We start from the raw sequence: 24,650 nt of genomic DNA on the forward strand, positions 1-24,650 counted from the left end.
ACGCGCGGCATGGGAGGGCTATGCCGCGCGATTCTTCAGTGGTCACCGAAGTCGTAGTTCATCTCCGGGACCGGGGCCTGCAGATAATAGCCCTGGATGTAGTTCACCCCAGCCTGCCACAGGGTTGCAAGCACGCTGGCGTTCTCGACCAGAGGCACGATGGTCAGCTTGCCTGCACTCTGCAAGCTCTTGACCATTTCCTTGACCTCTTCCTTGGCGTCGTCCTTCTTCTGAAGTTCTTCAGTAAAGGAACCGTCGATCTTCACGTAATCCACGTCGATATGCTTCAGGGTATTGAACGGATTCAGAGCGCACCCGAACTGGCAGATCGAGATCTTGCAGTGCAGCTCGTGAACCGCCTTGGCAAACTCTTTGGCCTGTTTCATGTAGTTGTTGGCATCACCTTCGCGTATCTGGAAGATCAGTGAGTCGCCCGGCAGGCGAGCTGCCTTCAGGGCCACACTCAGCCAGGGGGTAAAGGTTTTGTCTTCCAGGGTCTCTGCCGTCACGTTCAGGAACAGGCGGGTATCGTGCCCGCGCGATCGATGGCTGGAAAGCTGCTTGATGGTCTGCAGAATCACCCAGCGGTCAATCTTGATAGCCATCTCCGAGGGGCCAACGGGCGGCAGGAAGTCGTACGGTGAGACTTCCTCGTTGTCCTTGTTCAACATCCTGACGAAGGCCTCGTAGTGTTCTTCACCCTCGCCGCGTAGATTGATAATGGGTTGGAAAAGCAGCTTGAAGCGATTGTCATCCAGGGCTTTCTGGATGGCATCGACCGAGTTGCTTTCATCCATGGCCTCGTAATCTGCCGGGTTGTACACCAGAACGCCGTTGCCCTGCTCATGGCCCGGCTTTTTCTTCAGCTCCGAGGAGGCGGTGTGGGCCCGGCCCATCAGGTCCGGTGCCTTGGGTGCATTCTCGGTAATCGCGGCAACGCCGATGCTGAGAGTCAGTTGTACCGTGCGGCCGTTGATGTCGAACAGATGGTCTTCGACCTTCTTGCGAATGGCTTCACATTGCTCCGCCATGACTTTCTCTTCGCACGGTTGGCACAGCAGGCAGAAGGCGTCGTCGCTGAGGCGGGCGAGGACCATATTCTCAGGCGCCTGCTCCTTCAGCAGGGTAGCCAGGTCGCCAAGCATCAGGTCGGCGCCGGCAATGCCCACCTGGCCTTTCAGGCTCATGAAGTTGTCCAGGGCGATATAGGCCAGTGCACCAGTCTTGTTGTCCTTGCCAGCCGTCGCAATCGTTTGGCCCAAGGCATCCATCAGGTATTGACGGTTAAACAGGCCGGTTAGCAGGTCCTGGCTGCTGATCTGACGAATCTTCTCTTCCAGCTCCGCGTCGCTGTGCTCTGGCTGGATCACGATCTGGGTGCAGGTCTCACCATCATACGTCGCTGCGGATACCGACATGGTGACGCTGAGTTCCTGGTCGTCACTGCGGCGGGCGACGCAGTTCATGGTCATGCCATCCTCACCACTATCGGCGAAGGATTTCATGAACTCCTTGTATTTTTCCTGGCTTTCCGGTGTCAGGGTGTCGAGCACAGGGATGCAGATCAGGTCGTCGATGTCGTCGTAGCCCAGGAACTCCATGTACGATTGGTTGGCGTAGATGTGCATGCCATCGTTAATGTAGGCGATGGCGTCCTTGGAACTTTCCAGCAGAAGCTGGCAGCGTTGTTCAGATTCCCGTAGGTGGGATTCGAGAGTCCTGCGACGCCGCCGATCCTCCAGGGCGCTCAGCTCCCGGTTAACCACCAGCACCAACTGATCCGTGTTCTCGAACGGAACCGTGTCCTGTCCACCGGCTTTCATAATGGAGACTGTGCGCTCGCGATTGAATTCGCCGGTCAGGAGAACGAACGGAATGTCCTTGTCCAAGCGCCGAATCATCGCCAGGGCGCCATCTGCGCCGAACTCCTGTTCAACATCGTCGCGCGCTAAAAGCAGGTCCCAGTTACCCGTTTTCAGGGTTTCTTCAAGGTCTTCCTCGGACGTGATGCGATGGGCTCGCGTGGCTTTGCCCGAGTTTCGGAGCAGGCTGACCAGGGTCTCGGCGTCGTTCTGGGACGGATCAAGGATGAGCAGGTGTACGGTTGCGTTCTTTTTCTGCATTTCGTCAGATGTCTCGTGATACACGTTGGCTGTGCCGACACCTGTCGTAGAACTCAGAGCACGGGGCCGGCTTTCACTAACGCTGAATGATGCAGGGGTTACCGGTTAATAACAACCCTTCGGGCGGGTTCATAAGCGTCCGTTCACAGTAACGGTGCGCTATAGCGAGGGCCATAGCGAGTCGAACTCGTCTTCACTGGTGCCTGCCTCCGGCGGATTGTTGCCGGCTGGCGTTACACTGGCGCTCTGAAGCTTGAGTTCAAACTGACTGACACTGCCGGTCGCTGAAATCTTGCGGGACAGTGTGCCCTGATCTTCCCGACCGTCATGAAGCAATGAAATCCGGCTGCCGGACTGGAACGGAAGTCGCGGTGTGATTAGGGTTGCTGCCTGGTTAACGACGCTGATTTCCGGTAGCAAGAGGCCGCGCAGGTACTCGCTGCTGTTGCCAATTTTCTGAATCAGTCTTACGCCGCATGGCGCCGCACTGGGGGCCAAAAGCTCAATGCCAACCTGTGTGCCCTGGTTGCGAACCTGTCTTATCCAGCGCACAACCGCTACGCTCCAGGGGTGGTTTGACTGCTCGCGGACGCCGAGAACCTCGCCCGCCTGAAGGGAAGAGGGGACGTTGGTCTCCCACGCGGCGCAGTATCCGCCGGGACTGGTGTTCACCAGCAGTGCATGGTGGCGTTTGGGTTTTCTTCGATCACTCTCACTGTCTGGTGTGGCGCCAATACTGTTACGGAAGTTAATTGGCGTATCTGCCGATTGCAATGGCTCGTCGTTGGGCCCGGCGTCATGGGCGCCGGCCCAGGCATCCTGTTTCTGCCGGGACGAGCGCAGGAACATGTTGTCGTCGCCGTTTTGGTTGTCGTTGCCGCTGACAAACTCGTTGAACGTTTTTTCGCCGGCCACGTAATAATGGGTTGCGGTCAGGCCTACGCATATCTCGAGCGTGCCCTGACTGGCAATGCGATTGAAGTTGCGCTTGGCAAGGATGCCGAGCGCCTGGCTCAGGTGAGTCAGAAGTGTGTCGCCAATGCGGGAGGGCAGCTCAAGTTCGCTGGATCCACCATCCCGTTTGTTGCGGGCGTGCAAGGCGTCCGTGATCTGTTCTGATAATTCCCGAGTGTCGAAGTTGTAGCAGTCGTTACCCGGCTTTTGTTCCAGCAGGCTGCGGTAGACCGGCGAGGTGTCCCGCTCCATGTTTACCACGAACAGGCTGTCGTTATCGGTTTCGGGCCCGCAGGAAACCAGGTGGGTCCAGTTCTCGAACAGCTCGTAAACCTGCACCAACTCGCCTTGCCGGAGTTGATTGGGGCGGGCGCAGCCTAGCAGCAGGATGCGCTTGTAGCAGTCTTCCACGGAGCTTCCACGGCGATGGGTCAGAGTATCGTCGTCGACGGACAGCCCCTGAATCTTGTTGCGATGGGCGAATCGGAAAAGTCGATGACATTCCAGCCAACTTTGCGCAGGGCTTGGGCAATACAGTTGATGGGCCCTTACGATCGTAGCCGCCAACTCTGAGATGGCGCGGTGAATCGCTGTCGAGACCGCCTTACGATTTTTGTCCAGGCCGCCGTTGTCCAGGAACTCAAGCACACACAGTTTGTAGCCGCTGGCGGCATGGAGCTGCAGGGCTTGGGACAGATTGGCAACCTTGCGCTGTTTTTCCGGTAGGGCAACGGCCAAGCCAAGGTAGTGGCGAGACAGTTCGGAGCAGACGAAGTGAATCTTCGGGCGAATCAGTTCCAGCAGTTGCAGCCGCTGCTGAGGCGCGATAAACAGATGATTGAGTTCAATGATGGCGTGATAGAGCTGCCGGGAAGCTTCCCCAATATTCGCCATTGGTAACTGGTTTACCCAGTCCCTGAAGGCTTTGGGGGAAGTCTGGCAAAAAGAGAGACTTGCCGTCTTCTGTTCAGGAACGCGGAGATCGGGCTTCAGAATCATGCCTTCCATGCTATCACGCCAATTGTCTGGACCACGGTAGGTACTCCGGGTTGCACCACGAACTACAGGCGTATCTTGGTAACGCCTGCGTGTTTTAATCGGAAAACGCCGCGAATATCGGTTTTTATTGTTATCGCTTTCTGCACTGTAAAATAGCAAACGCACAACAAAAAGCGAGAAAAGCACGAGTTGACAATGTTTAACAAGTAAAATTGGGCCAACATTGCCAAATGGGTCACGCAAACAGGTCCAATGGTGTTTTCCCAGGCTGGCCCGGAATCTCCCTGACAAGCCTGGGTACCAGGAAACCTGGCAGCACTGTGATCAGTTGCCGTACCAGGTCCCGAGCCTTGTCGTCACTAACTTCGAAGTGGTGGGCGCCGGCCACTGGGTCGAAGGCATGGAGGTAATAGGGCAGTACACCGCACTCGAACAATCGCTCGCTGAGTTCCGCCAACACTCTGGCGTTGTCGTTCACGCCTTTCAATATCACGCTCTGGTTCAGCAATGTGACGCCCGCGGCTTTCAGTCGCCCGAGGGCCTGTTGCGTGTCGGCATCCAGTTCGGCGGGATGATTGACGTGGATGACAACGACAGCCTGCAGGCGTGAGCCCGAGAGCCACGCGATCAGCGAATCAGACACCCTCTGGGGGATGACGACGGGCAGTCGGGTATGGACTCTCAGCCTGCGGATGTGTGGGATGGCTGCCAGTGCCTCCGCCCAGGCCGACAGCAGCCGGTCATTCGCCACCAGCGGGTCGCCCCCGCTGAAAATCACTTCGTTTATGCGAGTATCGTCGGAGAGGGCCTTGAGGGCCTGCGACCGGTCCTCCGGCGACAGTCGGTGGTCCTCGTAGGGGAAGTGGCGGCGGAAGCAGTAGCGACAGTTGATGGCGCATTGCCCGGTCACCATTAACAGGGCGCGGCTATCATACTTGCGAATCAGCCCGGTCGCTGGCATCGAGCCACTTTCCTGAAGTGGGTCGGAGACAAACCCGGGATAGGTGTCTGCTTCGGACGATAAAGGCAGCACCTGACGTAGCAGGGGGTCGTCGGGATCGCCCCTCGTGATTCGATTCAGATAGGGTTCGGGTACCCGTATGGGGAACAATCGGTGGCCTTCGTCCGCGCCATGGAGCCAAGCTGCCGGGTCAAGGTCAAGCCGGCGCAGGAGGGCATCCGGCGTAGTGACGGACTCCGAGAGCAGTCGCTGCCAGCTGTGATCAGCGTGATCGACGGGGCGGGCTTCTATACGGGTGGCGGTTCGCTGTATCATAGCCAGCTTCGAATTTCCAAAAGCATCGTTTCAGGTGATAATTTCATGGCTTCATATTCTACCAACGAATTCCGTGGCGGTCTTAAGGTTTTGCTGGACGGCGACCCCTGCATCATTCTCGAGAACGAATTCGTAAAGCCCGGCAAAGGGCAGGCATTCAACCGGGTAAAACTGCGTAACCTGATGACCAACCGGCAGTGGGAACGCACTTTCAAATCCGGCGAGAGCCTGGAAGCTGCTGACGTGATCGATCTGGAAATGGAGTACCTGTATACCGATGGCGAATTCTGGCACTTCATGAAAACCGACGGGTCTTTCGAGCAGTTTCCGGCGGATGCCAAGGCGGTTGGTGACTCGCTTAAATGGCTGAAAGAGCAGGATGTTTATACCGTAACACTCTATAACGGCGCGCCTCTGACAGTCTCCCCGCCCAACTTTGTCGAGTTGGAAGTGGTGGACACGGATCCGGGTATGAAAGGCGATACCGCCCAGGGTGGCTCCAAGCCGGCGACGCTTTCCACGGGTGCCGTTGTCAACGTGCCACTATTTATCACCATTGGTGAAGTGCTCAAGGTGGACACTCGCTCCGGTGAATACGTCAACCGGGTCAAAAACAGCTGATTGGAGCCCTGGTGACTGACTCCCTTCAGTGGCGGCCCTCGGCTTCACAGGTGGCTCTTAAAAGCCGCGCACAACAGTTTGCCTGGGTGCGTGGCTTTTTTGCGCAACGTGATGTGATGGAAGTCGAGACGCCCGTGCTTGGCCGGCATGGTGTTACTGATATCAATATTGACAGTATCTCCGCGAATCCCGCCTCGATCGGAGTCCGCCCAGCGGGCGGGTGGCTGCAGACATCCCCGGAATATCACATGAAACGGATGCTGGCGGCTGGATCCGGCCCTATTTATCAGATCGCCCGGGTGTTTCGCGACGGTGAGTTCGGGCGGCGACACAACCCTGAGTTTTCCCTGCTTGAATGGTACCGGCCCGGTTTTACGGATGTTGATCTGATGGAAGAGGTCTCCGAGTTGGTTTGTGGCTGGCTGGGTTGTGAGCCGCCACGCACCATGGATTATCGCGATGCGTTTGTCCGGTTCGCAGGTATTGATCCGTTTTTGGCCGGTAATGACGAGTTGTCAGAGCGTTGCGAACAATGGATGGAACCATCCCAGCTGGATGGCCTCTCTCGTGACGACTATCTGGATCTGCTGATGAGCTCTCAGGTGGAGCCGGCACTGGCGGGCGTTGGGCCGGTATTCGTGACCGGTTATCCGGAGTCCCAGGCTGCACTGGCCCGTGTGTCTGAACGGTCCGGGGTGCGGCAGGCTCATCGTTTCGAGCTCTACGTGGGCGGTGTGGAGCTGTGCAATGGCTACTGGGAACTGACCGATCCCGACGAGCAGAGGCGTCGGTTTGAGGCGGACAACCAGGCTCGCCGCAGAGTGGGAAAGCCCGAGATGCCCATCGACCAGGCGTTCATGGCGGCCCTGGAGTCGGGGGTGCCCGATTGTTCCGGAGTGGCCTTGGGCCTGGACCGCCTGTTGATGCTGAAGTTGGGGCTTGATGAGTTGGCCGGCGTTATTGCGTTCCCGGCTGACCGGTGTTGATGTCGCCGAAAGCTTCACCCATGCGCACCGTACCGCCTGCTACCTGATTGGCGTTCCATTTCACGGCGCCCTTGGGCATAACCATGATCACCGTTGAGCCCAGGCGGAACCGTCCCATTTCCTCGCCTTTTTCAAGCTGGATGGGTGTTTTGAGGCTGTCATAGCGACTCTCGGAAACCTCACCCCCGCCGGGTGCCACGACGCCAGCCCAGGTCGTCTCGACACTGCCCACGATCATTGCGCCGACCAGCACCAGGGCCATTGGGCCTGCGGGGGTGTCGAATAGACAGGCAACCCGCTCATTTCGGGCGAACAGGTTGGGCACGTTCTCCGCGGTGGTCGGGTTGACGGAAAACAGCTTGCCGGGAACGTACACCATTTCCCGGAGCGTGCCGGCCAGCGGCATATGAATGCGGTGATAGTCCTTAGGGGAGAGGTAGATGGTAGCGAATTCGCCATCGGTAAAGCTTGCCGCCCGCTCCTCATCGCCACCGAGCAGTTCGTTGAGGCTGAAGGACTGGCCCTTGGCCTGGAATACCCGATCATTGCTGACTTGACCCAGTTGGCTGATGGCGCCGTCAACGGGACTGACCAGAGTGCTTTCTCGCTCGTCCACGGGCCTCAGGCCGGGTTTCAGGGCGCGGGTAAAAAAGGCGTTGAAGCTTGCATAGGCCGCCGGGTCCGGTTCCAGCGCTTCGCTCATATTGACGCCATAGCGGCCGATGAACCACTTCACCACACGATCCTTTAGTCCGGGCATGCTTTCATTGTCCGCAAGTCGGCCCGCAAGGCGTGAAACCGCGAGTTGCGGCGTTATGTACTGGCTCATTACAAACAGCTTGTCGAACATTGGAAAGTGATCCTTGGCCCTCAAAGGCGCGAAGTTTAACAAATCGCGGGGTGTGTATAGAAATTGTTTCATATCTTCGCGGTTCGGTCCGCTGCTTGCTATTATCTGTGCAGGCCGGCCAGGCGGCTCCGCTTCAGGCGCCTAGCCTGACAGAAATCATAGAAGGTGTGTTCTCAATCCATGCTACTTATAATCGGTGCAGTCATTGTCATTGCCAGCGTCCTCGGCGGCTATGTCCTCCATGGTGGTAATCTTCTGGTGTTATGGCAGCCCACGGAAATACTCATTATCGGCGGCGCTGCAGTGGGGTCGTTCATCATTGCCAACCCCCTGCACACCATCAAGGAAGTGGCGAAAGGTGTCCTCAGCCAACTGACGGGTTCTCCCTACAACAAGTCCTTTTACATGGATTTGCTCAGCCTGATGTACGAGATTTTCGACAAATCCAGGAAACAGGGTGTGATGGCCATCGAGGAAGACATCGACAATCCGGAGTCAAGCCAGATCTTCAGCCGTTACCCCGCCATTATTAAGTCGAAGTACCTGCTGGCCTTTATCACCGACTACCTGAGAATTATCAGTTCCGGGAACATGGCAACCCATGAGCTCGAAGGCATGATGGAAAATGAGATCGAGAGTCGTCAGCACGAACTTGAAGAGCCAGCCCACGCTGTCAACAAGATAGCCGATGCTCTGCCAGGCCTCGGGATTGTCGCAGCCGTGCTCGGTATTGTTATCACCATGAACTTCCTGAGTGAGGGCCCTGAAAGAATTGGCCTCAGCGTGGCGGCGGCGCTGGTGGGAACGTTCCTCGGAATCTGGATGGGGTATGGCTTCGTTGGCCCCACCTCCATTGCCATGGAGCACACCGCCAAATACGAGATCAAGGCCTACGAATGCGCCAAATCCGCAATCGTTGCCACCGTGTCGGGCCAGGCGCCGCAGATGGCCATCGAGTTCGGCCGCAAGGCCCTGCCGTCGGATAAGCGGCCCGGGTTTCAGGAACTCAACGACCACGTGCGTTCAAAATAGTCTGAGCAAGAGCCGTCAGGAGCAGTTTCTTGGAAGAACAGCCAATCATCGTAAAGAGAAAAAAGAAAGTTGCGGCTGGGCACCACGGCGGTTCATGGAAAGTGGCTTTCGCCGATTTCGCTACCGCCATGATGGCGTTTTTTCTCGTGCTCTGGCTGACCGCAACGGCGTCTCCTGAACAGATTCGTGCTGTGGAAGGTTACTTCAAGGACCCGGTCGGGTTTACTGAGGGTGGGTCTCCCAATCCGGTGGATCTTGAGGGCAGTGCCTCGGTGATCAACGAAAGCAGCGAGGACATCGAGCGCAGCGATATCCAGATCGAAGACCAGGTTGTGGAGGAGCTGGCGCAGACTCTGGAGCAGCGGCAGATGGAGGAGCTCTTTCAGGACCTTCAGGACCGTATAGAGCAGAGCCAAACCCTTCAGGAGTTTAAAGATCAGCTGCTGATCGATATCACCAGCGAGGGCCTGCGTATTCAGATCGTCGACCGCTCACAGCGCCCCATGTTTGACAGTGGTCGGGCCGAACTCAAGTACTATTCTCAAGATATCCTATTTGAGCTTGCCAAGACACTCGGCACCGTCAACAACAAACTGAGCATTACCGGCCATACCGACTCCACGCCCTTCAGCGGTCGCCCGGGTTACACCAACTGGGAATTGTCGGCGGACCGGGCCAACACGGCTCGCAGAGCGCTCGTTGCAGGCGGTGTCAGGCAGGAGCAAATTGGCCGGGTTGTGGGGCTGAGCGATTCGGTGCTGTTTGATCAGGACGATCCTCAGGCGCCGGTTAATCGTCGTATTTCCATTATCGTGATGAACAAAAAGACAGCGGCTGGCATCCAGAGCAATGCCAGTCGATCGGGTGAGCCCTTGATTGACCTGACTGCCCCCTCTGAAGAGGAGCAGCAGGAGGCAATGAAACGGCTGGAAGAAGGCAGCTGGGCGGAAGAGAAGGAAGAACCCAAGCCCGGAGAGCTGAACTGGTAAGTCGGTTCAGTCGGCTTTCAGTCCCCGTGACTGCTGTTCCGCCATATCCTGAAGAATCCGGTTGAAGCTTTTCAGTCGCTCCGTGCTGATGCGACCATCCTCGGCAGCCTGCGCAATGGCACAGCCGGGGTCACCCATATGGCTGCAATTGCGGAACTTGCAGTGACCGATCAGGTCTCGTATCTCCCGGAAGCCGTACTCGATCTCTTGTGGTGTCATGTGCCACAGCCCGAACTCCCGGATACCCGGCGAATCGATGAGATCGCCTCCGCAGTTCAGGTGAAAAAGTTTGGCGGTCGTGGTGGTGTGAACCCCTTTCCCGGTGCTCTCCGAGACCGCGCCTACCCGGATCGATGCTTCCGGCAATAACGTCTGGATAATGGATGATTTGCCAACTCCCGATTGACCCACGAATACGCTAGTCTGACCTTTTACCAGGTCTTCAACCCTAACCGCCTGCTCACCCTCCAGGGTTTTTGCGGAGGTGCGTTCTATTCGATATCCGAGCTTTTCGTAGCGAGCCAGAAGTTGGTCGATTGCTTCCCGATTCTGGTCAGTCACCAGGTCGGTCTTGTTGAGCAGGATGATGACCGGAATGTCTGTGCTCTCGGCCGCCACCAGATAACGATCAATCAGGTTGTCGTGGGGTTCCGGTTCGGGGGCGATCACAAGGATGATGTAGTCAATATTGGCAGCGACGGGCTTGAGTGCGCCGAAGTTGTCGGGCCGTTGCAGTAGGGTGTGACGGTCGCAACGCGCCACAATGACGCCGGTATTGTCGCTGCCTGGGCGCCAGATCACCTTGTCGCCAGTTACCAGGCTGTCGATGTTCGCTCTCACAAAGCAGCGCAGCACCGTGCCGGTGTCTTCCCCCTCCAGGGCTTCCACGTCGAGTTGCTGGCCGTAGTGAGCGATAACAAGGCCTTGTTGCTCCGGGCCGAGATCACCAGCGTCCAGCTTTTCGCTGATGGATTCTTCTTTCTTCGCCGCCCGTGCAGCCCGCTCCTGCTGAATTTTCTTGATGCGCCACTGCTGCTGCTTGTTGAGTCGACGTTTAGCCATATCGTGGGTCGGTTAATTCCTGCTGGGAAATGGTGATTGCTGTAACATCATACGTGAATGATTTCGTCAGAGCCTGTTTGTTCTGTCGGGATTGGCCGATATATTACCAATATTACGAGGGTGGCCGGTCACTGCTTCCCGGGAGCGTCTGAAACCAGGGATGGTTTCAGTCGAGCGCACATGGATGTGCTTGTAGCGTATCCCGGGAAGCAGTGACCGGCCACCCATGCACGCATTGGAAGGCTGGGAGTCACCGAATGCCAGAAGCCAACTACCTTGTCTGGATTGACCTGGAAATGACGGGGTTAGACCCGGAAAAAGAGCGCATCATCGAGATAGCAACCATCGTTACGGATTCTGAATTGAACACGATTGAAGAAGGGCCGGTGATTGCCGTTCACCAATCAGACAAACTGCTCAGTGAAATGGACGAGTGGTGCACGCGGACCCATGGCGAAAGCGGACTGACCCAGCGGGTAAAGGACAGTAAGTACGGCGAGATCGATGCCGAACAGAAAACCCTGGAATTCCTGCAGCGGTATCTCGAGCCGGGGCAGTCCCCATTATGTGGCAATAGCATCGGCCAGGATCGTCGCTTCCTGGTGAAGTACATGCCGGAACTGGAAGCCTTCTTTCACTACCGCAATCTGGATGTGAGTACCATCAAGGAGCTGGCGAGGCGCTGGCGGCCGGATGTGCTGGACGGGGTGAAGAAGAAAGGCAGTCACCTGGCGTTGGACGACATTCGCGACTCCATAGAGGAGCTGCGGCATTACCGGGAACACTTTTTCCAACTGTAGGCCGCGGCGCTTTCAAGCTATAGGCCGTGCCTGCGAAGGGCCCAGTGCACATGCTCCCGAACCATCTCTGACGGAAAGTCAGCCCGCTGTTTTAGGGCTTCGATCACTGGGATGGTTGAAGGCGCATTGCCAAGGCCCACCGCCAGGTTCCTCAGCCATCCCTCGTAACCGGTGCGGCGGATGGCGGAGCCTTCAGTGCGTTTGAGGAATTGTTCTTCCGTCCAGAGGAACAGCGTAGCCAATTCGCTGTTGTCCAGGCCATGGCGGGGCTGGAAGTCTTTTTCCGCCGTTGGCTTGCTGAACTTGTTCCAGGGGCAGACCAGTTGGCAGTCGTCACAACCGAACACGCGGTTACCCATTTTGGGGCGCAGTTCTTCCGGAATGCTGCCCTTGAGTTCAATGGTGAGGTAGCTGATGCATTTGCGGGCATCGAGTTTGTGGGGGCCTTCAAAGGCATCTGTGGGGCAGATGTCCAGGCACGCGGCGCAACTGCCGCAATGTTCCTTTTCAAACGGTTCGTCCAGCGGTAATGGCGCGCTGGTAAAGATTTCTCCAAGGAAGAAAAACGACCCCGCTTTTGGATGAATCAGCATGTTGTTCTTGCCAATCCAGCCCAGGCCCGCGCGCTGGGCAAGGGCCCTTTCGAGCACAGGAGCACTGTCTACGAACGCTCTGTAATCGTATCCCGATACCGCCTCGTCAATGCGTTTTGCCAGGGTCGCCAGTCGTTTGCGCATCAGCTTGTGATAGTCACGCCCAGTGGCATAGCGGGTAATGTAGGCCTTCTCGGGGTTAGTGAGTATTCGCCCCGGGTTATCAGGCGCAGGCAGGTAGTCCAGCCGCACGGAAATGACTCTTTGCGTTCCTTCCACCAGTGAGGTGGGGGTATAGCGTTTGTCGCCATGATCTTCCATATACGACATTTCGCCGTGAAAACCCTTGCGGAGCCAGTCCTTCAGGCGAGCTCCGTGAGCACCGGTGTCCGGGAGGGTAATGCCGACATCACTAAAGCCGAGTTCCCGGGCCCAGGATTGGATATGTTCCGGCAGATGTTCGAGGTTTTGATCGATCGATTCGGTCATGGAGTGCCAGTCGAGTGGCGGCCGGTTTTCCCGGCGGCCCGAAGGGTAATGAAGTTTAATTTGATTAAGTTATGACCTTTTCCGCTGTTTTGCTATTCTTTACAGGTATCTGGCCGATTTTCTTAATCCGAATTCTTTAGCGGGAGCCGATTTTCATGCCCCTGTCTGGTGGTCATAGTTTACCAGAAGACCTCTACTCCGCCGATGCGGTGAGGGAGATTGATCGCTATGTAATTGATCAACAAGGGGTTGACGGATTTGACCTGATGCAGGCCGCAGCCGCCGGTGCGTTTCGCAGGCTGGTACGCAACTGGCCTGAACCGGGCCGGGTTCTGGTGCTGTGTGGCGCCGGCAACAATGGCGGTGACGGCTATTTGGTGGCGGCCAATGCCGTACGCCATGGTTTGGATGTGGACTGTATTGCCGTTGCGCCGACGGGAAAATTGTCTGGTGATGCCCGCAAGGCCTGGCAAAAATCCGTGGCCGATGGGGTAAAAGTGCGGGAACTTGCGGATCTTGGGAGCGGCGATGCGCAGCGATCAATTGCCAGCGCCGGTTTAATCGTGGACGCCATGTTGGGAACCGGCGTAGCAGGCGCTCCCAGGGAGCCCTTTGCGGCGATGATCGACGCGTGCAATGAGGCGCCTGCGCCCGTAATGGCGATTGATTTGCCGTCCGGCCTGAACGCAACCACTGGAGCGGTGGTCGGACAGGCGATACGGGCTGATGCAACAGTGACCTTTATTGGGCTCAAGGCCGGACTGTTTACGGGGCAGGGGGCTGAGTGTGGGGGTGACATCCTGTTCGAGTCCCTGGATACCGATGACTGGGCCTCCGAGAGCGGTCAGCAGCCTTTTGCTCGCCGGGTTGACTGGCAGTCGATTCGTTCGGTCATCCCCAGGCGATCAAGAACCGCGCATAAGGGTCGTTTCGGGCACGTGCTCGTGGTGGCCGGGGACCGGGGTTTTGGCGGTGCCGGCCTGTTGGCAGCCGAAGCAGCGGCAAGAGCCGGTGCCGGACTGGTTGCGCTGGCCACGCGCCCGGAATACGTCTCACCGGCCCTCGCTCGCTGTCCATCGGTCATGGTGCAGGGGCTGATTCATGGTTCTGAACTGCCGCCGTTGATTGAAGCGGCGGATGTCATAGTCTGTGGTCCGGGCATCGGCCAGGGCGCCTGGGGGCAGCAGATGCTCCAGCAGGTGGTTGCGAGCGGTAAGCCGAGGGTGCTCGATGCAGATGCCCTCAACCTGATGGCCTCAAGGGTGGCGCAGCCGGCACACAATCATATCCTTACCCCGCATCCTGGAGAGGCAGCGCGGCTTCTGGCGTGTGATGTGGCGGAAATTGAAGAGGATCGTGTAGGCGCTGCCGGGCGAATCTCTCAGATGTTTGGCGGAGTTGTGCTACTTAAGGGGGCCGGAACGGTGGTGGCAGGCGGAGGTGTAGTGCCGGACGTTGTCAGCGGCAGTAACCCTGGCATGGCGACTGGTGGCATGGGGGATGTTCTTTCGGGCGTGCTGGGTAGTTTGTACGCTCAACTGAAAGATGCCCGTGTTGCAACCTCGGCAGGCGCTGCATTGCATCTGGCGGCTGCGGACCTGGCGTCGGAAACCCGCGGTTATATGGGGCTGTTGCCGATGGACGTTATTGAGGCCCTGTCACAGGTATTGGTGGATTCTGAGCGCTGGCCGGATCGTCGTTCGGCTGGCGGTGGTGGAGACGAATGATGGACGTTGCAGCGCAGGAGCTCTCGCTGTTCCTGAAGGATGAGGTGGCAACAGAAAACCTTGGAAGGGGGCTCGCTACCGTTGTGGTTCAGGCCGGACAGGGAGCCACTGTATTTCTCGAGGGCAACCTGGGTACGGGAAAGACGACCCTGAGCCGTGGAGTTATGCGTGGCCTTGGCCATGACGGGGCTGTTAAAAGCCCGACCTACACCATTGTGGAGCCGTATGAGCACCTGAGCCCTCCCGCTTACCACTTCGACCTATACAGATTGGGTGATCCGGAGGAGCTGGAGTACATGGGTATACGTGATTACTTTCAGGGCCAGAGCCTTTGTTTGATTGAGTGGCCCGAGCGGGGTCAGGGAATCCTTCCGGATCCCGACCTTTGGATACGCTTGAGTGTCAGTGGAGATGGGCGTAAAGCGCTTGTCTCGGCGGCAACGGCTGTGGGTGTGGGGCTGCAGGCCAGGCTTGCAGCAATACCGTTGTCGAGTGTTCGAGGTTAATTATGTGTGATCAGTGCAGGTGGGCAGGAAAATGATGGCAAGAATGTTCTCCAGATGGTGCCTGGCCGGTAGTGTAATGCTGACTCTGTTGTTTCCTATGGCAGCAATGGCGGGCGTTAACGTGGAAGGCGTGAGGATCTGGCCTGCGCCGGACCATACCCGGCTGGTGCTGGATGTTGCCGACAAGATTGATCACAAGGTGTTTGCCCTTTCCGGGCCTTCGCGCCTGGTGATTGACCTTGAGAACACGACGCTCAAGGCCGATTTTGACAAGCTCGATCTCTCGGGCAGTCCCGTAAAGCGTATCCGCAGCGCCCCGCGCAACGGTAATGATCTTCGGGTAGTGCTCGATCTGAAGAGTGACATCAAGCCGCGCAGCTTTCAGCTCGAACCCAATCAGCAGTACGGTCACCGGTTGGTCGTTGACCTGATCGACGAAGGTGGTCTGAAGGCTCGAAAGCCTTCGGAGCCAACCGTCACCGAAAACGCCAACGGCAAGCGGGATATTATCGTGGTGGTTGATGCCGGCCACGGCGGCGAGGACCCGGGAGCAATCGGTCCCCGTGGCACCCGTGAAAAAGACGTGGTGCTGAGAATGTCAAAAACCCTGGCGGAACTGATCGACGCCAAGCCGGGTTATACCGCCAAGCTAACCCGTACCGGCGACTACTACATCGATTTGCGTAGCCGCACACTGCTGGCCCGGAAGCACAACGCCGACCTGTTTGTGTCGGTCCACGCCGATGCCTTTCGCACGCCTCAGCCCCGTGGTGCTTCGGTGTTTGCGTTGTCACAGCGGGGTGCCACCAGTGAAACCGCCCGCTGGCTGGCCAAGACCGAGAACCGCTCTGACCTGATCGGGGGTGCCGGTGGGGTGTCCCTTGATGGTCGAGATGACATGCTGGCGGGTGTGCTGCTGGACCTCTCCATGACCGCCAGTATCAATTCCAGCCTCGGTGTCGGGGACTCTATCCTCGGCAGGCTTGGCAGTGTCGCCAAGCTTCACAAGAAAGGCGTTGAGCAGGCTGCGTTTGCGGTGCTGAAATCACCGGATATTCCATCGGTTCTCGTTGAGGCGGGATTCATCTCGAACCCGAAGGAAGAGCAGAACCTTTCCAGTGCCTGGTATCGTGAAAAGCTGTCCCAGGCGGTGTTTCGGGGTATCGATGACTACTTCCAGAAAACGCCCCCGCCAGGCACGTTGCTGGCGTGGCAGAAGCAGAACGGCCGTGGCGATGGCAGTGTCAGTCAGTACCGGATTCGCCGGGGGGATACGCTCTCAGGTGTCGCTCGGGAGAACCAGACAACCGTCAGCGAACTGATGCAGTATAACGGCCTCAATGATGACCGTGTTATGGTAGGGCAAACCATTCGTATTCCTGCATCCTGACACGAGGTCCCCTGGTAACATGCCCTCCATTCGATTACTGACGCCCCGCCTGGCCAACCAGATTGCTGCCGGTGAGGTGGTTGAGCGCCCGGCTTCGGTCGTGAAAGAACTGGTAGAAAATGCGCTCGATGCCGGTGCCCGCCGGGTCGATATTGAGGTGGAGCAGGGGGGTGTCAAGCTGATCCGGGTACGTGACGACGGCATGGGTATAGACGAGACGGACCTTCCCCTTGCGCTCAGCCGTCATGCCACCAGCAAGATTGAAAATCTCGAAGACCTTGAAGCAGTGGCGTCCCTTGGTTTCCGGGGGGAGGCCCTGGCCAGTATCAGTTCCGTTTCCAGGCTGGCACTGACATCACGCACAGAGCGCCAGGAGGCGGCCTCAAAGGTAGAAGTGGAAGGGCGCGACATGGACGCCAGTATTTCCCCGGCGGCCCATCCGGTGGGCACGACGGTGGAGGTCCGGGACCTGTTCTTTAACACGCCCGCCCGACGCAAGTTTCTCCGTACGGAGAAGACCGAGTTCAACCATGTTGAAGAATGCATTCGCCGCCAGGCCCTGAGCCGTTTCGACACCGGTTTTACGCTTCGACATAACCAGCGTGTGGTCCAGAGCCTCAGGCCGGCTGAGAATCCGCTGGACCGGGAGCGGCGGATTGGCTCTCTATGCGGTCAGCAGTTTATCGACAACGCCGTGGTGATTGATGCTGAGGCTACGGGATTGAAACTTTGGGGTTGGGTTGCCCTGCCGACCTTTTCCCGCAGTCAGGCGGATTTGCAGTACTTTTTTGTCAACGGGCGGGTGATACGGGACCGGCTGGTAGCGCATGCCGTGCGCCAGGCTTATCGGGATGTGCTTTACAACAACCGTCACCCGGCGTTCGTGTTGTATCTGGAGGTTGATCCCGCGAACGTGGACGTGAATGTTCACCCCACCAAGCACGAAGTGCGTTTCCGCGATGGGCGCCTGGTTCACGATTTTATTTTCCGGACGCTTCACAAGGCGCTGGCAGATGTACGCCCGGATGATCATCTCAAGGGAGCGGTAGCCCAGTCCCACGGTCGGGAGGCCGGTACGGCAACCGGTGGTTTTGGCGTTCAGGCTGCCATGCCGGGTGTCAATCACCAGCCCGCCTCCGATCCGTTTACAGGTTCCGGCGGCAGCCCGCAGCATGCCGGGTTCTCAGGGAGCCCGAGGCCCCCGCAGCCTGAATGGCAGGCCCGCGATCAAATGGCGTTCTACCAGTCCCTGAACGGGGGCGGTGGAACCGGGGCGCAGCCCGCGATGGCTGACTCCGGTGATCTGGCCGTTGCGGCGCCTACGCCACCGCAGGACAGCGGTGATGAGCCGCCGCTTGGCTACGCCATTGCCCAACTGCACGGAATTTATATCCTGGCCCAGAGCCGTCAGGGCATGATCGTGGTGGATATGCACGCGGCCCATGAACGTATTACCTATGAGCGTATGAAGCGTGCGCTGGAGGCGCAGGACCTCAAGAGTCAGCCGCTGCTGGTGCCGGTTTCCCTGGCTGTCAGCCAGAAAGAGGCGGCATTGGCGGAGACTCATGGTGAAGAGCTTTTGCAGTTGGGATTGAGGGTGGAGCGCATTGGCCCCGAAACTCTCGCTGTGCGGCAGGTGCCTGCGCTGTTGCGGGGGGCGGACACCGAGCAATTGGTTCGGGATGTGCTGTCTGACCTGATTGAGAACGGCGAAAGCGACCGTGTGGAGGCGGTGATACATGAGTTGCTTGGTACCATGGCATGTCATGGTTCCGTGCGTGCCAATCGGCAACTGACCATTCCGGAAATGAATACCCTGTTGCGGGACATGGAGGCCACCGAGCGCAGTGGTCAGTGCAACCATGGTCGGCCCACCTGGACTGTGGTCACCCTCTCGGAGCTGGACAAATTATTCCTGCGCGGGCGTTAACACCGGTATGACGGCATCAACCGCTAAAGGCACCAAGCCCATGGCCATATGCCTGATGGGCCCGACTGCCTCGGGCAAGACCGACCTGGCCATCGAGCTCTGTCGCCACCTGCCCTGCGATATCATCAGTGTTGATTCGGCGATGATCTACCGGGGTATGGATATTGGAACCGCCAAGCCCTCGCACGAGGAGCTCTCCCAGGCGCCACACCGGTTAATTGATATCTGCGACCCGGCGGAAACATACTCGGCAGCGGACTTCCGTCGCGATGCCCTGCGTGAAATGAACGACATTGTGTCAGCGGGGCGGATTCCGTTGTTGGTGGGTGGCACCATGATGTACTTCAAGGCATTGCTGCATGGTATGTCCAACCTGCCGTCTGCTGATCCAGTCGTCCGGGAGGCCCTTGAGCAGGAGGCGAAGGAGCGAGGCTGGGGTGCCCTTCACCAGGAGCTGGAGCGACAGGACCCTGTGGCGGCGGGTCTCATTCATCAGAATAACCGGCAGCGACTTATTCGGGCACTTGAGGTGATTCGTCTGACGGGACGGCCGATTTCCTCAATATGGCAGGACAAGGCGAGCAGAGGCCAGGCAGAGAACCGTCAGAACAGCGATGGCATTGAGGATTACACCTATTTCACCCAATGGCAGGCAGACGAATCGCCGTCTCTTCCGTATACTGTAGTGCAGCTTGCGATGGCTCCCGCCGAGAGGCGGGTGCTCCATGAAAGAATAGCCCTGCGTTTCAACGCCATGCTGAATGCGGGTTTTCTTGATGAGGTCAGGGCGCTGAAGGCCAGGGGTGATCTGAATGCTGGCCTGCCCTCCATGCGTTGTGTCGGATATCGTCAGGGCTGGGCACATCTGGCCGGTGATTATGATTACGACACCATGGTAGACAAGGGCGTTGCTGCTACCCGGCAGCTTGCCAAGCGACAGCTGACCTGGTTGCGAAAGTGGTCCGATGTGGACTGGTTGGATAGTGGCGACAAACTTATGTCCGACACTGCCTTGAAAATTATTGAGTTTCGCACCACATTTAACAATTGAAGTTGACGATCTGCCTTTACTTATAAACAGGAGAAAACACATGTCAAAAGGGCACTCTCTACAAGACCCTTACCTTAATGCATTACGCAAGGAACGCATTCCGGTTTCCATCTTTCTGGTCAATGGTATCAAGCTTCAGGGCCAGATCGAGTCTTTTGACCAGTTCGTGATTTTGCTGAAAAACACTGTCAGCCAGATGGTCTATAAGCATGCCATTTCCACTGTGGTGCCCGCGCGGAACGTTCGTATTCCGCCACAGGCTCCGGGCGGAGAAGAATCTGAAGACTGATTTATCCGGGCACACCGGTGTTGTTACCCGCGCTCCCGAAGGGCCCGAAAAGGCTCCCAGGGCCGCGGGTGTTTGTTTTGGTGACAGGTGCAGTCTGACTGATTTGGAGTTGTTACTACTTGTTTGAGCGTCCCGACGTTGGTGAACGGGCGATTCTCGTTCATATCGAGTTTTCCTCACACGAAGAAGCTGAGGATCTGGGCGAGTTCCGTGAACTGGTCTGGTCTGCCGGTGTCGAACCCGTAGGTGTTGTCACCGGCTCGCGCAAGCAGCCCAGCCCGAGACTGTTTGTCGGCGAGGGGAAGCTGGAAGAAATTCGTGATGCCGTGACCGCCAACGAAGCGGATGTGGTGCTTTTCAATCACGCACTCAGCCCCAGCCAGGAACGAAACATTGAGCGTGAGCTGAGCTGTCGTGTGCTCGATCGCACGGGCGTCATCCTGGATATTTTCGCTCAGCGTGCTCGCACCCATGAAGGTAAGCTTCAGGTGGAACTGGCTCAACTTGAGCATATGTCGACCCGCCTTATTCGGGGTTGGACGCACCTTGAGCGCCAGAAGGGTGGTATCGGGTTGCGTGGCCCGGGTGAAACCCAGTTGGAGACGGATCGGCGGTTGCTGCGGGAGCGTATCAAGTCCATTCATCGCCGCCTTGAAAAGGTCCGTAAACAGCGTAACCAGGGTCGCCGGGCCCGGATGCGTGCGGATATTCCAACCGTCTCACTGGTGGGCTACACCAACGCGGGCAAGTCCACGCTGTTTAACCGCATAACAACGTCAACCGTTTACGCGGCGGATCAGCTGTTTGCGACCCTGGACCCGACGCTGAGGCGCCTGGAACTTCCTGACATTGGCCCGGTCGTAATGGCCGACACTGTCGGCTTTATCCGTCATCTTCCCCACAAGCTGGTTGAAGCCTTCCGTGCCACCCTGGAAGAAACCACCGAAGCCTCAATTCTGCTCCACATAATCGACTGCCACGATCACCGGCGTGACGAGAACATGGAGCAGGTGGAAGAAGTGCTGGCAGAAATAGGTGCTGACGAGATTCCGGTGTTGCAGGTTTTCAACAAGATCGACCTGCTGGATAACTTCCAGCCGCGGGTTGAGCGCAACGAAGATGGCGTTCCCGTGCGTGTCTGGGTTTCTGCGGTCACCGGGGAAGGTCTTGAAGGCCTGTTTGATACCATCGTCGAACGATTGGCGGAGGACGTGATCCATCAATTCGTACTGCTGGGCCCGACGGACGGCAAGTTGCGGGCGCTTTTGCATGAAGCGGGCTCTGTCGTGACGGAAAGTCACCGCGATAGCGGGGATTCGGTACTGGAAGTACGCCTTCAGCATCGTGACTGGTTACAGCTTTTGAGCCGCGCTGGCGTGCGCGAAAATGATGTAAGGCTTGAAGAACAACGTACATAGGCCGGCTGTGCTATTGCCGGGGCGCTTATAAATCCCTAGTATTTGCAGCCATTCGATTAGTTTGGAACGGAGAACACTATGGCCTGGAATGAACCGGGTGGAAACCGCAACGACAATGACCCCTGGGGTACTGGTGGTGGTCGTGGCGGAAATGACCAGGGCCCACCGGACCTGGACGAGGCGCTAAAAAAGGGTCTCGACAAGCTCAATCGCTTGCTGGGTGGCAAGGGCAACAAGTCCGGAGGCAGTGGCGGCAGTTCGTCCTCGGGTGGCGCCGGCGGTTTTGGTGCCATCCTGGCGTTGGCGGCCATCATTTTTGCCGGATACGTGGTCTTTCAATCGTTCTACACCGTGAACGAGCAGGAGCGTGCGGTTGTGCTTCGCTTTGGCGAGTTCAGTCGTACTGAAACGCCGGGTCTGCGCTTCAAGGTTCCGTTGATCGATAGCGTTTATCTGGTCCGGGTGACGAACGTCCGGAATGCGGAATCTACAGGCCAGATGCTGACACAGGACGAGAACCTCGTCTCTGTCGACCTTCAGGTCCAGTATCGTGTTGGTGATGCTCAGGCTTATGTGCTGAACGTCCGTGATTCCAACCAGGCATTGGCGTTTGCTACTGACAGCGCCTTGCGCCATGAAGTTGGTAGCTCAACACTTGATGACGTGTTGACGGAAGGTCGTGCCGAGTTGGCCGTTCGCGTGGAGCAGCGCCTGCAGAGCTTCCTGGAAGAATACGGCACTGGCTTGACCATTGTCCGTGTAAACGTCGAGAGCACTCAGCCACCCGATGCGGTGCAGGATGCCTTCCGTGAAGTGCAGCGCGCCCGTGAGGACGAGCAGCAGGTCAAGGAAGAAGCTGAAACCTACCGCAATAAAGTGGTCCCCGAGGCTCGTGGCCGGGCACAGCGCTTGACCGAGGAAGCGGCGGCCTACAAGGAAGAAGTGATTGAGCGTGCCCGTGGTGAAACCTCACGTTTCCTGGCGGTTCTTGGTGTGTATCAGACTGCGCCGGAAGTCACTCGCGAGCGTATGTACATCCAGGCGCTTGAAGGGGTTCTGTCGAATACCAGCAAAGTGCTGGTGGACACCCAGAGCAGCGACAATATGATGTACCTGCCTCTGGATAGGCTGACTAACCGTTCCGGTGCCAGCACCGGCAGCCAGAGCGGTTCCGGAAGCTCCGGCAGTGACATCGACATCAAGACCCTGTCAGATCAGGTGATTCAGGAGCTGCGTGGCAGGCAGGATAGTGGCGTTCGGAGGAGCAGATAATGATGGGACCCAAAAGTATTGTGGGCCTTGCAGGCGCCCTGATTGTCGTACTGGTTACGCTCTCCAGTGTTTACATTATCCCGGAAACCCATCGTGGCGTGCTGCTGCGGTTCGGTGAGTTGATCGAAACGGATATTTCAGCCGGGCTTCACTTCAAGGTGCCGGTCATTGATCAGGTCCGGGAATTCGACATCCGATTGCTGACAACGGATCTTCCATCGCGTCAGTATTTGACCATCGAGAAGAAGCCGCTGGACGTCGATTCCTACATCGCCTGGAAAATCCGCAACGTGGATCAGTTCTACCGGGCCACTGGTGGTGACGAATACCGCGCCTCCGAGCTGCTGTTGTCTCGCGTGGATAACGGCCTTCGGGATGAGTTCGGTGTTCGGACCATGGTCGAGGTCGTTTCCGGCCAGCGTGACGAGCTGATGCACACCCTGCGTGACCGGGTGAACGAAACGTCGCTCAAGGAATTTGGCATTGAAGTGGTGGATATCCGCGTCAAAGCCATTGAATTCCCGGGGCAGGTGAGCCAGAACGTCTATCGTCGAATGGCGACCGAGCGCGAGAAACTGGCGCAGGAATTCCGCTCCCGCGGTCGCGAGTTGGCGGAGGGTATTCGCGCGGATGCTGATCGCCAGCGCACCGTTATCCTGGCGGAAGCCTTTGCCAAGGCTGAGGAAATGCGTGGTGAAGGTGATGCTCAGGCCGCCCAGATCTATGCCGATGCCTATGGGTCTAACAGCGAGTTCTATAGCTTCTACCGCAGTCTGGAAGCCTATCAGAACACCTTTGCCAATGAAGACGACATCATGGTCATCGACACTGATAGCGACTTCTTGAAGTTCCTGAAGGACCCTCAGGGAAACCGCTAACCACGACGATGGTAGTGACAAAACCGGAATACCTCGGTATTCCGGTTTTTTTGTGTCTGCCAACAGTGTAAAATTCTGCCGGTTTTGGTTCGGGTTTTTATCTTTCCCCGAGCATCGCCCTAAATCCTGTGCACTCTCGCGGCAAGAAGCTTCCGCCCCGGGACAGAACGGACAACCGAATCTCATGACAGTATCTGATCGCTGGCTACTGCCTGATGGCGTGGAAGACATCCTTCCGCCATTGGCTGGACAGATTGAATCCCTGCGCCGGGATGTAATGGATACCTGCCAGCGTTGGGGTTACCAGCTGGTTATCCCGCCGTTGATCGAATACCTCGAATCACTTTTTACGGGCACCGGGCACGACCTGGAGCTTCAGACCTTCAAGCTGACTGATCAGCTGACCGGCCGGATGATGGGGCTGCGTGCGGACATGACGCCGCAGGCAGCACGCATTGATGCCCATACCCTTGGCCAGGAAGGTATTACGCGGCTGTGTTATGCCGGCCATGTGCTCCACACCCGACCGCGCCATATGCTGACAGGGCGCACGCCCATCCAGGCGGGTTGCGAGCTGTTTGGTAGCGCCTCCGAATCGGCGGATCTGGAAGTGATCAGCCTGATGCTTGAAACCCTGCGTGTATCGGGTTTGCCCAGAATCCATCTGGATCTTGCCCATGTCGCGATCTACGAGACATTGGTTGGAGAGGCCGGGTTTGATCGCGATACCGGCGCGGCCATCTTTGATGCCATGGCCCGTAAGTCTGTGCCGGAACTGGATGAATTGCTGGGCGGGTGCCCACCGGGTTCTGCTGGCGGCATGCTCAGAGAGCTGGCCAGAGTCAGCGGTGGGAAGGATGCCCTGCGTGAGGCAAAGCGCATTCTTGAAGGGGCGCCGGAACCGCTTCGTCAGGCGCTGGATCAACTGGATCGAGTGGCGGATATGCTGTCCGCGAGCTATCCAGAGGTAAGCTTCGGGTTCGATTTTTGTGAGCTTCGAGGATACAACTACCATACCGGGCTGGTGTTTGCGGCCTATGTGCCGGGGCATGGTGACGCGGTTGCCAAGGGCGGTCGCTACGATGCCATTGGCAGTGATTTCGGCCGTGCACGTCCGGCGACGGGCTTTAGTCTTGATATCCGTGCGCTGGTCTCACTTGGTCAGCGAACCGGCCGCGCTGGCAAGGCCATATGGGCGCCAGCCACCGAAGATCCTGCGCTGGATGGCGTGATTTCCGGCCTGCGGATGACGGAGACGGTTATCCGCGCCCTGCCGGAAGACGAGGGCGTTGATCCTGGCACGCGCAATTGCGATCGTGCCCTGGTGAAGCGAGACGGCCAGTGGGTCGTGGAGCAGTTGGACTGATGACCTTCGGGGTCGGGCCACTCATTTACAGGTAAACCTGCGGGCACCC

Annotated in this window: 21 protein-coding genes; 15 read left to right on the plus strand and 6 right to left on the minus strand. The window is 57.7% G+C overall.

All coding sequences use genetic code 11. The features are described from left to right. Nucleotides 1-35 precede the first annotated feature (35 nt). From SIC19_RS15805 to epmB, 3 genes are all read right to left on the minus strand, one after another. On the minus strand, nt 36-2,123 hold the full coding sequence (locus tag SIC19_RS15805; protein ID WP_127401727.1) for an EAL domain-containing protein: 2,088 nt from the start codon (nt 2,121-2,123) through the stop codon (nt 36-38). A gap of 159 nt (nt 2,124-2,282) precedes the next feature. Next, complete coding sequence (locus SIC19_RS15810) at nt 2,283-4,085, minus strand: GTPase (protein WP_127401726.1); 1,803 nt, start codon at nt 4,083-4,085, stop codon at nt 2,283-2,285. Nucleotides 4,086-4,311: 226 nt separating this feature from the next. Continuing rightward, on the minus strand, nt 4,312-5,352 hold the full coding sequence (epmB, locus tag SIC19_RS15815; RefSeq protein WP_127401725.1) for an EF-P beta-lysylation protein EpmB: 1,041 nt from the start codon (nt 5,350-5,352) through the stop codon (nt 4,312-4,314). Nucleotides 5,353-5,397: 45 nt separating this feature from the next. Here epmB and efp point away from each other — a divergent pair, with 45 nt between their 5' ends. Both efp and epmA read left to right on the plus strand, forming a co-directional pair. Further along, entirely contained in the window at nt 5,398-5,973 is a 576-nt protein-coding gene (efp, locus tag SIC19_RS15820; protein ID WP_036209698.1) for an elongation factor P, read from the plus strand. An 11-nt stretch (nt 5,974-5,984) separates the two neighbouring features. After that, the gene (gene epmA / locus SIC19_RS15825; RefSeq protein ID WP_127401724.1) at nt 5,985-6,959 is read left to right on the plus strand and encodes an EF-P lysine aminoacylase EpmA; all 975 of its coding nucleotides are present in this window, start codon (nt 5,985-5,987) and stop codon (nt 6,957-6,959) included. Here the strand turns inward: epmA and asd are convergent. After that, nucleotides 6,931-7,809 (minus strand): archaetidylserine decarboxylase, encoded by an 879-nt coding sequence (gene asd, locus SIC19_RS15830; RefSeq protein WP_127401723.1) that lies wholly within the window; start codon nt 7,807-7,809, stop codon nt 6,931-6,933. The genes epmA and asd overlap by 29 nt on opposite strands. Before the next feature lie 180 nt (nt 7,810-7,989). Between asd and motA the strand changes: the two genes are divergently transcribed. Continuing rightward, nucleotides 7,990-8,841 (plus strand): flagellar motor stator protein MotA, encoded by an 852-nt coding sequence (gene motA / locus SIC19_RS15835; RefSeq protein WP_075196537.1) that lies wholly within the window; start codon nt 7,990-7,992, stop codon nt 8,839-8,841. A 29-nt stretch (nt 8,842-8,870) separates the two neighbouring features. Then, nucleotides 8,871-9,830 (plus strand): flagellar motor protein MotB, encoded by a 960-nt coding sequence (gene motB / locus SIC19_RS15840; protein WP_127401722.1) that lies wholly within the window; start codon nt 8,871-8,873, stop codon nt 9,828-9,830. A gap of 6 nt (nt 9,831-9,836) precedes the next feature. On the opposite strand, the gene rsgA is transcribed toward motB, so the two are convergent. Beyond that, complete coding sequence (gene rsgA, locus SIC19_RS15845; protein WP_091640967.1) at nt 9,837-10,892, minus strand: small ribosomal subunit biogenesis GTPase RsgA; 1,056 nt, start codon at nt 10,890-10,892, stop codon at nt 9,837-9,839. A gap of 257 nt (nt 10,893-11,149) precedes the next feature. Here rsgA and orn point away from each other — a divergent pair, with 257 nt between their 5' ends. Then, nucleotides 11,150-11,692 (plus strand): oligoribonuclease, encoded by a 543-nt coding sequence (gene orn / locus SIC19_RS15850; RefSeq protein ID WP_036209714.1) that lies wholly within the window; start codon nt 11,150-11,152, stop codon nt 11,690-11,692. 17 nt (nt 11,693-11,709) lie between these two features. Here orn and queG read toward each other — a convergent pair whose 3' ends face one another. Continuing rightward, the gene (gene queG / locus SIC19_RS15855) at nt 11,710-12,774 is read right to left on the minus strand and encodes a tRNA epoxyqueuosine(34) reductase QueG (protein WP_036209717.1); all 1,065 of its coding nucleotides are present in this window, start codon (nt 12,772-12,774) and stop codon (nt 11,710-11,712) included. 155 nt (nt 12,775-12,929) lie between these two features. Here queG and SIC19_RS15860 point away from each other — a divergent pair, with 155 nt between their 5' ends. The 10 genes from SIC19_RS15860 to SIC19_RS15905 all read left to right on the plus strand — a co-directional run bounded on the left by SIC19_RS15860 (nt 12,930) and on the right by SIC19_RS15905 (nt 24,601). Further along, on the plus strand, nt 12,930-14,501 hold the full coding sequence (locus SIC19_RS15860; RefSeq protein WP_127401721.1) for an NAD(P)H-hydrate dehydratase: 1,572 nt from the start codon (nt 12,930-12,932) through the stop codon (nt 14,499-14,501). Continuing rightward, a complete protein-coding gene (tsaE, locus tag SIC19_RS15865) occupies nt 14,501-15,007 on the plus strand; it encodes a tRNA (adenosine(37)-N6)-threonylcarbamoyltransferase complex ATPase subunit type 1 TsaE (RefSeq protein WP_075196533.1) in 507 nt (168 codons plus the stop codon). The genes SIC19_RS15860 and tsaE overlap by 1 nt, the downstream gene beginning before the upstream one ends. Before the next feature lie 34 nt (nt 15,008-15,041). Further along, a complete protein-coding gene (locus SIC19_RS15870; protein ID WP_041332406.1) occupies nt 15,042-16,397 on the plus strand; it encodes an N-acetylmuramoyl-L-alanine amidase in 1,356 nt (451 codons plus the stop codon). A gap of 19 nt (nt 16,398-16,416) precedes the next feature. Next, nucleotides 16,417-18,327: a DNA mismatch repair endonuclease MutL gene (mutL, locus tag SIC19_RS15875; RefSeq protein WP_075196532.1), complete on the plus strand. Its 1,911-nt coding sequence runs from the start codon at nt 16,417-16,419 to the stop codon at nt 18,325-18,327. Between the two features lie 7 nt (nt 18,328-18,334). Continuing rightward, nucleotides 18,335-19,378, plus strand: coding sequence for a tRNA (adenosine(37)-N6)-dimethylallyltransferase MiaA (gene miaA / locus SIC19_RS15880; RefSeq protein ID WP_127401720.1), 1,044 nt, complete (start codon nt 18,335-18,337; stop codon nt 19,376-19,378). A gap of 40 nt (nt 19,379-19,418) precedes the next feature. Beyond that, on the plus strand, nt 19,419-19,667 hold the full coding sequence (hfq, locus tag SIC19_RS15885) for an RNA chaperone Hfq (RefSeq protein WP_007154829.1): 249 nt from the start codon (nt 19,419-19,421) through the stop codon (nt 19,665-19,667). A 119-nt stretch (nt 19,668-19,786) separates the two neighbouring features. After that, the gene (hflX, locus tag SIC19_RS15890) at nt 19,787-21,085 is read left to right on the plus strand and encodes a ribosome rescue GTPase HflX (protein ID WP_036209734.1); all 1,299 of its coding nucleotides are present in this window, start codon (nt 19,787-19,789) and stop codon (nt 21,083-21,085) included. A 78-nt stretch (nt 21,086-21,163) separates the two neighbouring features. Further along, complete coding sequence (hflK, locus tag SIC19_RS15895) at nt 21,164-22,357, plus strand: FtsH protease activity modulator HflK (RefSeq protein WP_041332407.1); 1,194 nt, start codon at nt 21,164-21,166, stop codon at nt 22,355-22,357. 2 nt (nt 22,358-22,359) lie between these two features. After that, nucleotides 22,360-23,235, plus strand: a complete 876-nt coding sequence (hflC, locus tag SIC19_RS15900) for a protease modulator HflC (protein ID WP_041336347.1) — start codon at nt 22,360-22,362, stop codon at nt 23,233-23,235. A gap of 184 nt (nt 23,236-23,419) precedes the next feature. Next, nucleotides 23,420-24,601, plus strand: coding sequence for an ATP phosphoribosyltransferase regulatory subunit (locus tag SIC19_RS15905; protein ID WP_036209740.1), 1,182 nt, complete (start codon nt 23,420-23,422; stop codon nt 24,599-24,601). Nucleotides 24,602-24,650 lie beyond the last annotated feature (49 nt).

Origin of the sequence: Marinobacter sp. MIT930201 (assembly GCF_047122665.1) — a bacterium.
GTDB lineage: Bacteria > Pseudomonadota > Gammaproteobacteria > Pseudomonadales > Oleiphilaceae > Marinobacter > Marinobacter salarius.

Excerpts from the sequence above, each read along its gene's own strand:
- SIC19_RS15905 (WP_036209740.1), top strand. The coding sequence starts at position 23,420 with ATGACAGTATCTGATCGCTGGCTACTGCCTGATGGCGTGGAAGACATC.
- hfq (WP_007154829.1), top strand. The coding sequence starts at position 19,419 with ATGTCAAAAGGGCACTCTCTACAAGACCCTTACCTTAATGCATTACGC.
- efp (WP_036209698.1), top strand. The coding sequence starts at position 5,398 with ATGGCTTCATATTCTACCAACGAATTCCGTGGCGGTCTTAAGGTTTTG.
- motA (WP_075196537.1), top strand. The coding sequence starts at position 7,990 with ATGCTACTTATAATCGGTGCAGTCATTGTCATTGCCAGCGTCCTCGGC.
- SIC19_RS15805 (WP_127401727.1), bottom strand. The coding sequence starts at position 2,123 with ATGCAGAAAAAGAACGCAACCGTACACCTGCTCATCCTTGATCCGTCC.
- tsaE (WP_075196533.1), top strand. The coding sequence starts at position 14,501 with ATGGACGTTGCAGCGCAGGAGCTCTCGCTGTTCCTGAAGGATGAGGTG.
- rsgA (WP_091640967.1), bottom strand. The coding sequence starts at position 10,892 with ATGGCTAAACGTCGACTCAACAAGCAGCAGCAGTGGCGCATCAAGAAA.
- hflC (WP_041336347.1), top strand. The coding sequence starts at position 22,360 with ATGGGACCCAAAAGTATTGTGGGCCTTGCAGGCGCCCTGATTGTCGTA.
- orn (WP_036209714.1), top strand. The coding sequence starts at position 11,150 with ATGCCAGAAGCCAACTACCTTGTCTGGATTGACCTGGAAATGACGGGG.
- epmB (WP_127401725.1), bottom strand. The coding sequence starts at position 5,352 with ATGATACAGCGAACCGCCACCCGTATAGAAGCCCGCCCCGTCGATCAC.
- mutL (WP_075196532.1), top strand. The coding sequence starts at position 16,417 with ATGCCCTCCATTCGATTACTGACGCCCCGCCTGGCCAACCAGATTGCT.
- SIC19_RS15870 (WP_041332406.1), top strand. The coding sequence starts at position 15,042 with ATGGCAAGAATGTTCTCCAGATGGTGCCTGGCCGGTAGTGTAATGCTG.
- queG (WP_036209717.1), bottom strand. The coding sequence starts at position 12,774 with ATGACCGAATCGATCGATCAAAACCTCGAACATCTGCCGGAACATATC.
- miaA (WP_127401720.1), top strand. The coding sequence starts at position 18,335 with ATGACGGCATCAACCGCTAAAGGCACCAAGCCCATGGCCATATGCCTG.
- SIC19_RS15810 (WP_127401726.1), bottom strand. The coding sequence starts at position 4,085 with ATGGAAGGCATGATTCTGAAGCCCGATCTCCGCGTTCCTGAACAGAAG.
- asd (WP_127401723.1), bottom strand. The coding sequence starts at position 7,809 with ATGTTCGACAAGCTGTTTGTAATGAGCCAGTACATAACGCCGCAACTC.
- SIC19_RS15860 (WP_127401721.1), top strand. The coding sequence starts at position 12,930 with ATGCCCCTGTCTGGTGGTCATAGTTTACCAGAAGACCTCTACTCCGCC.
- hflK (WP_041332407.1), top strand. The coding sequence starts at position 21,164 with ATGGCCTGGAATGAACCGGGTGGAAACCGCAACGACAATGACCCCTGG.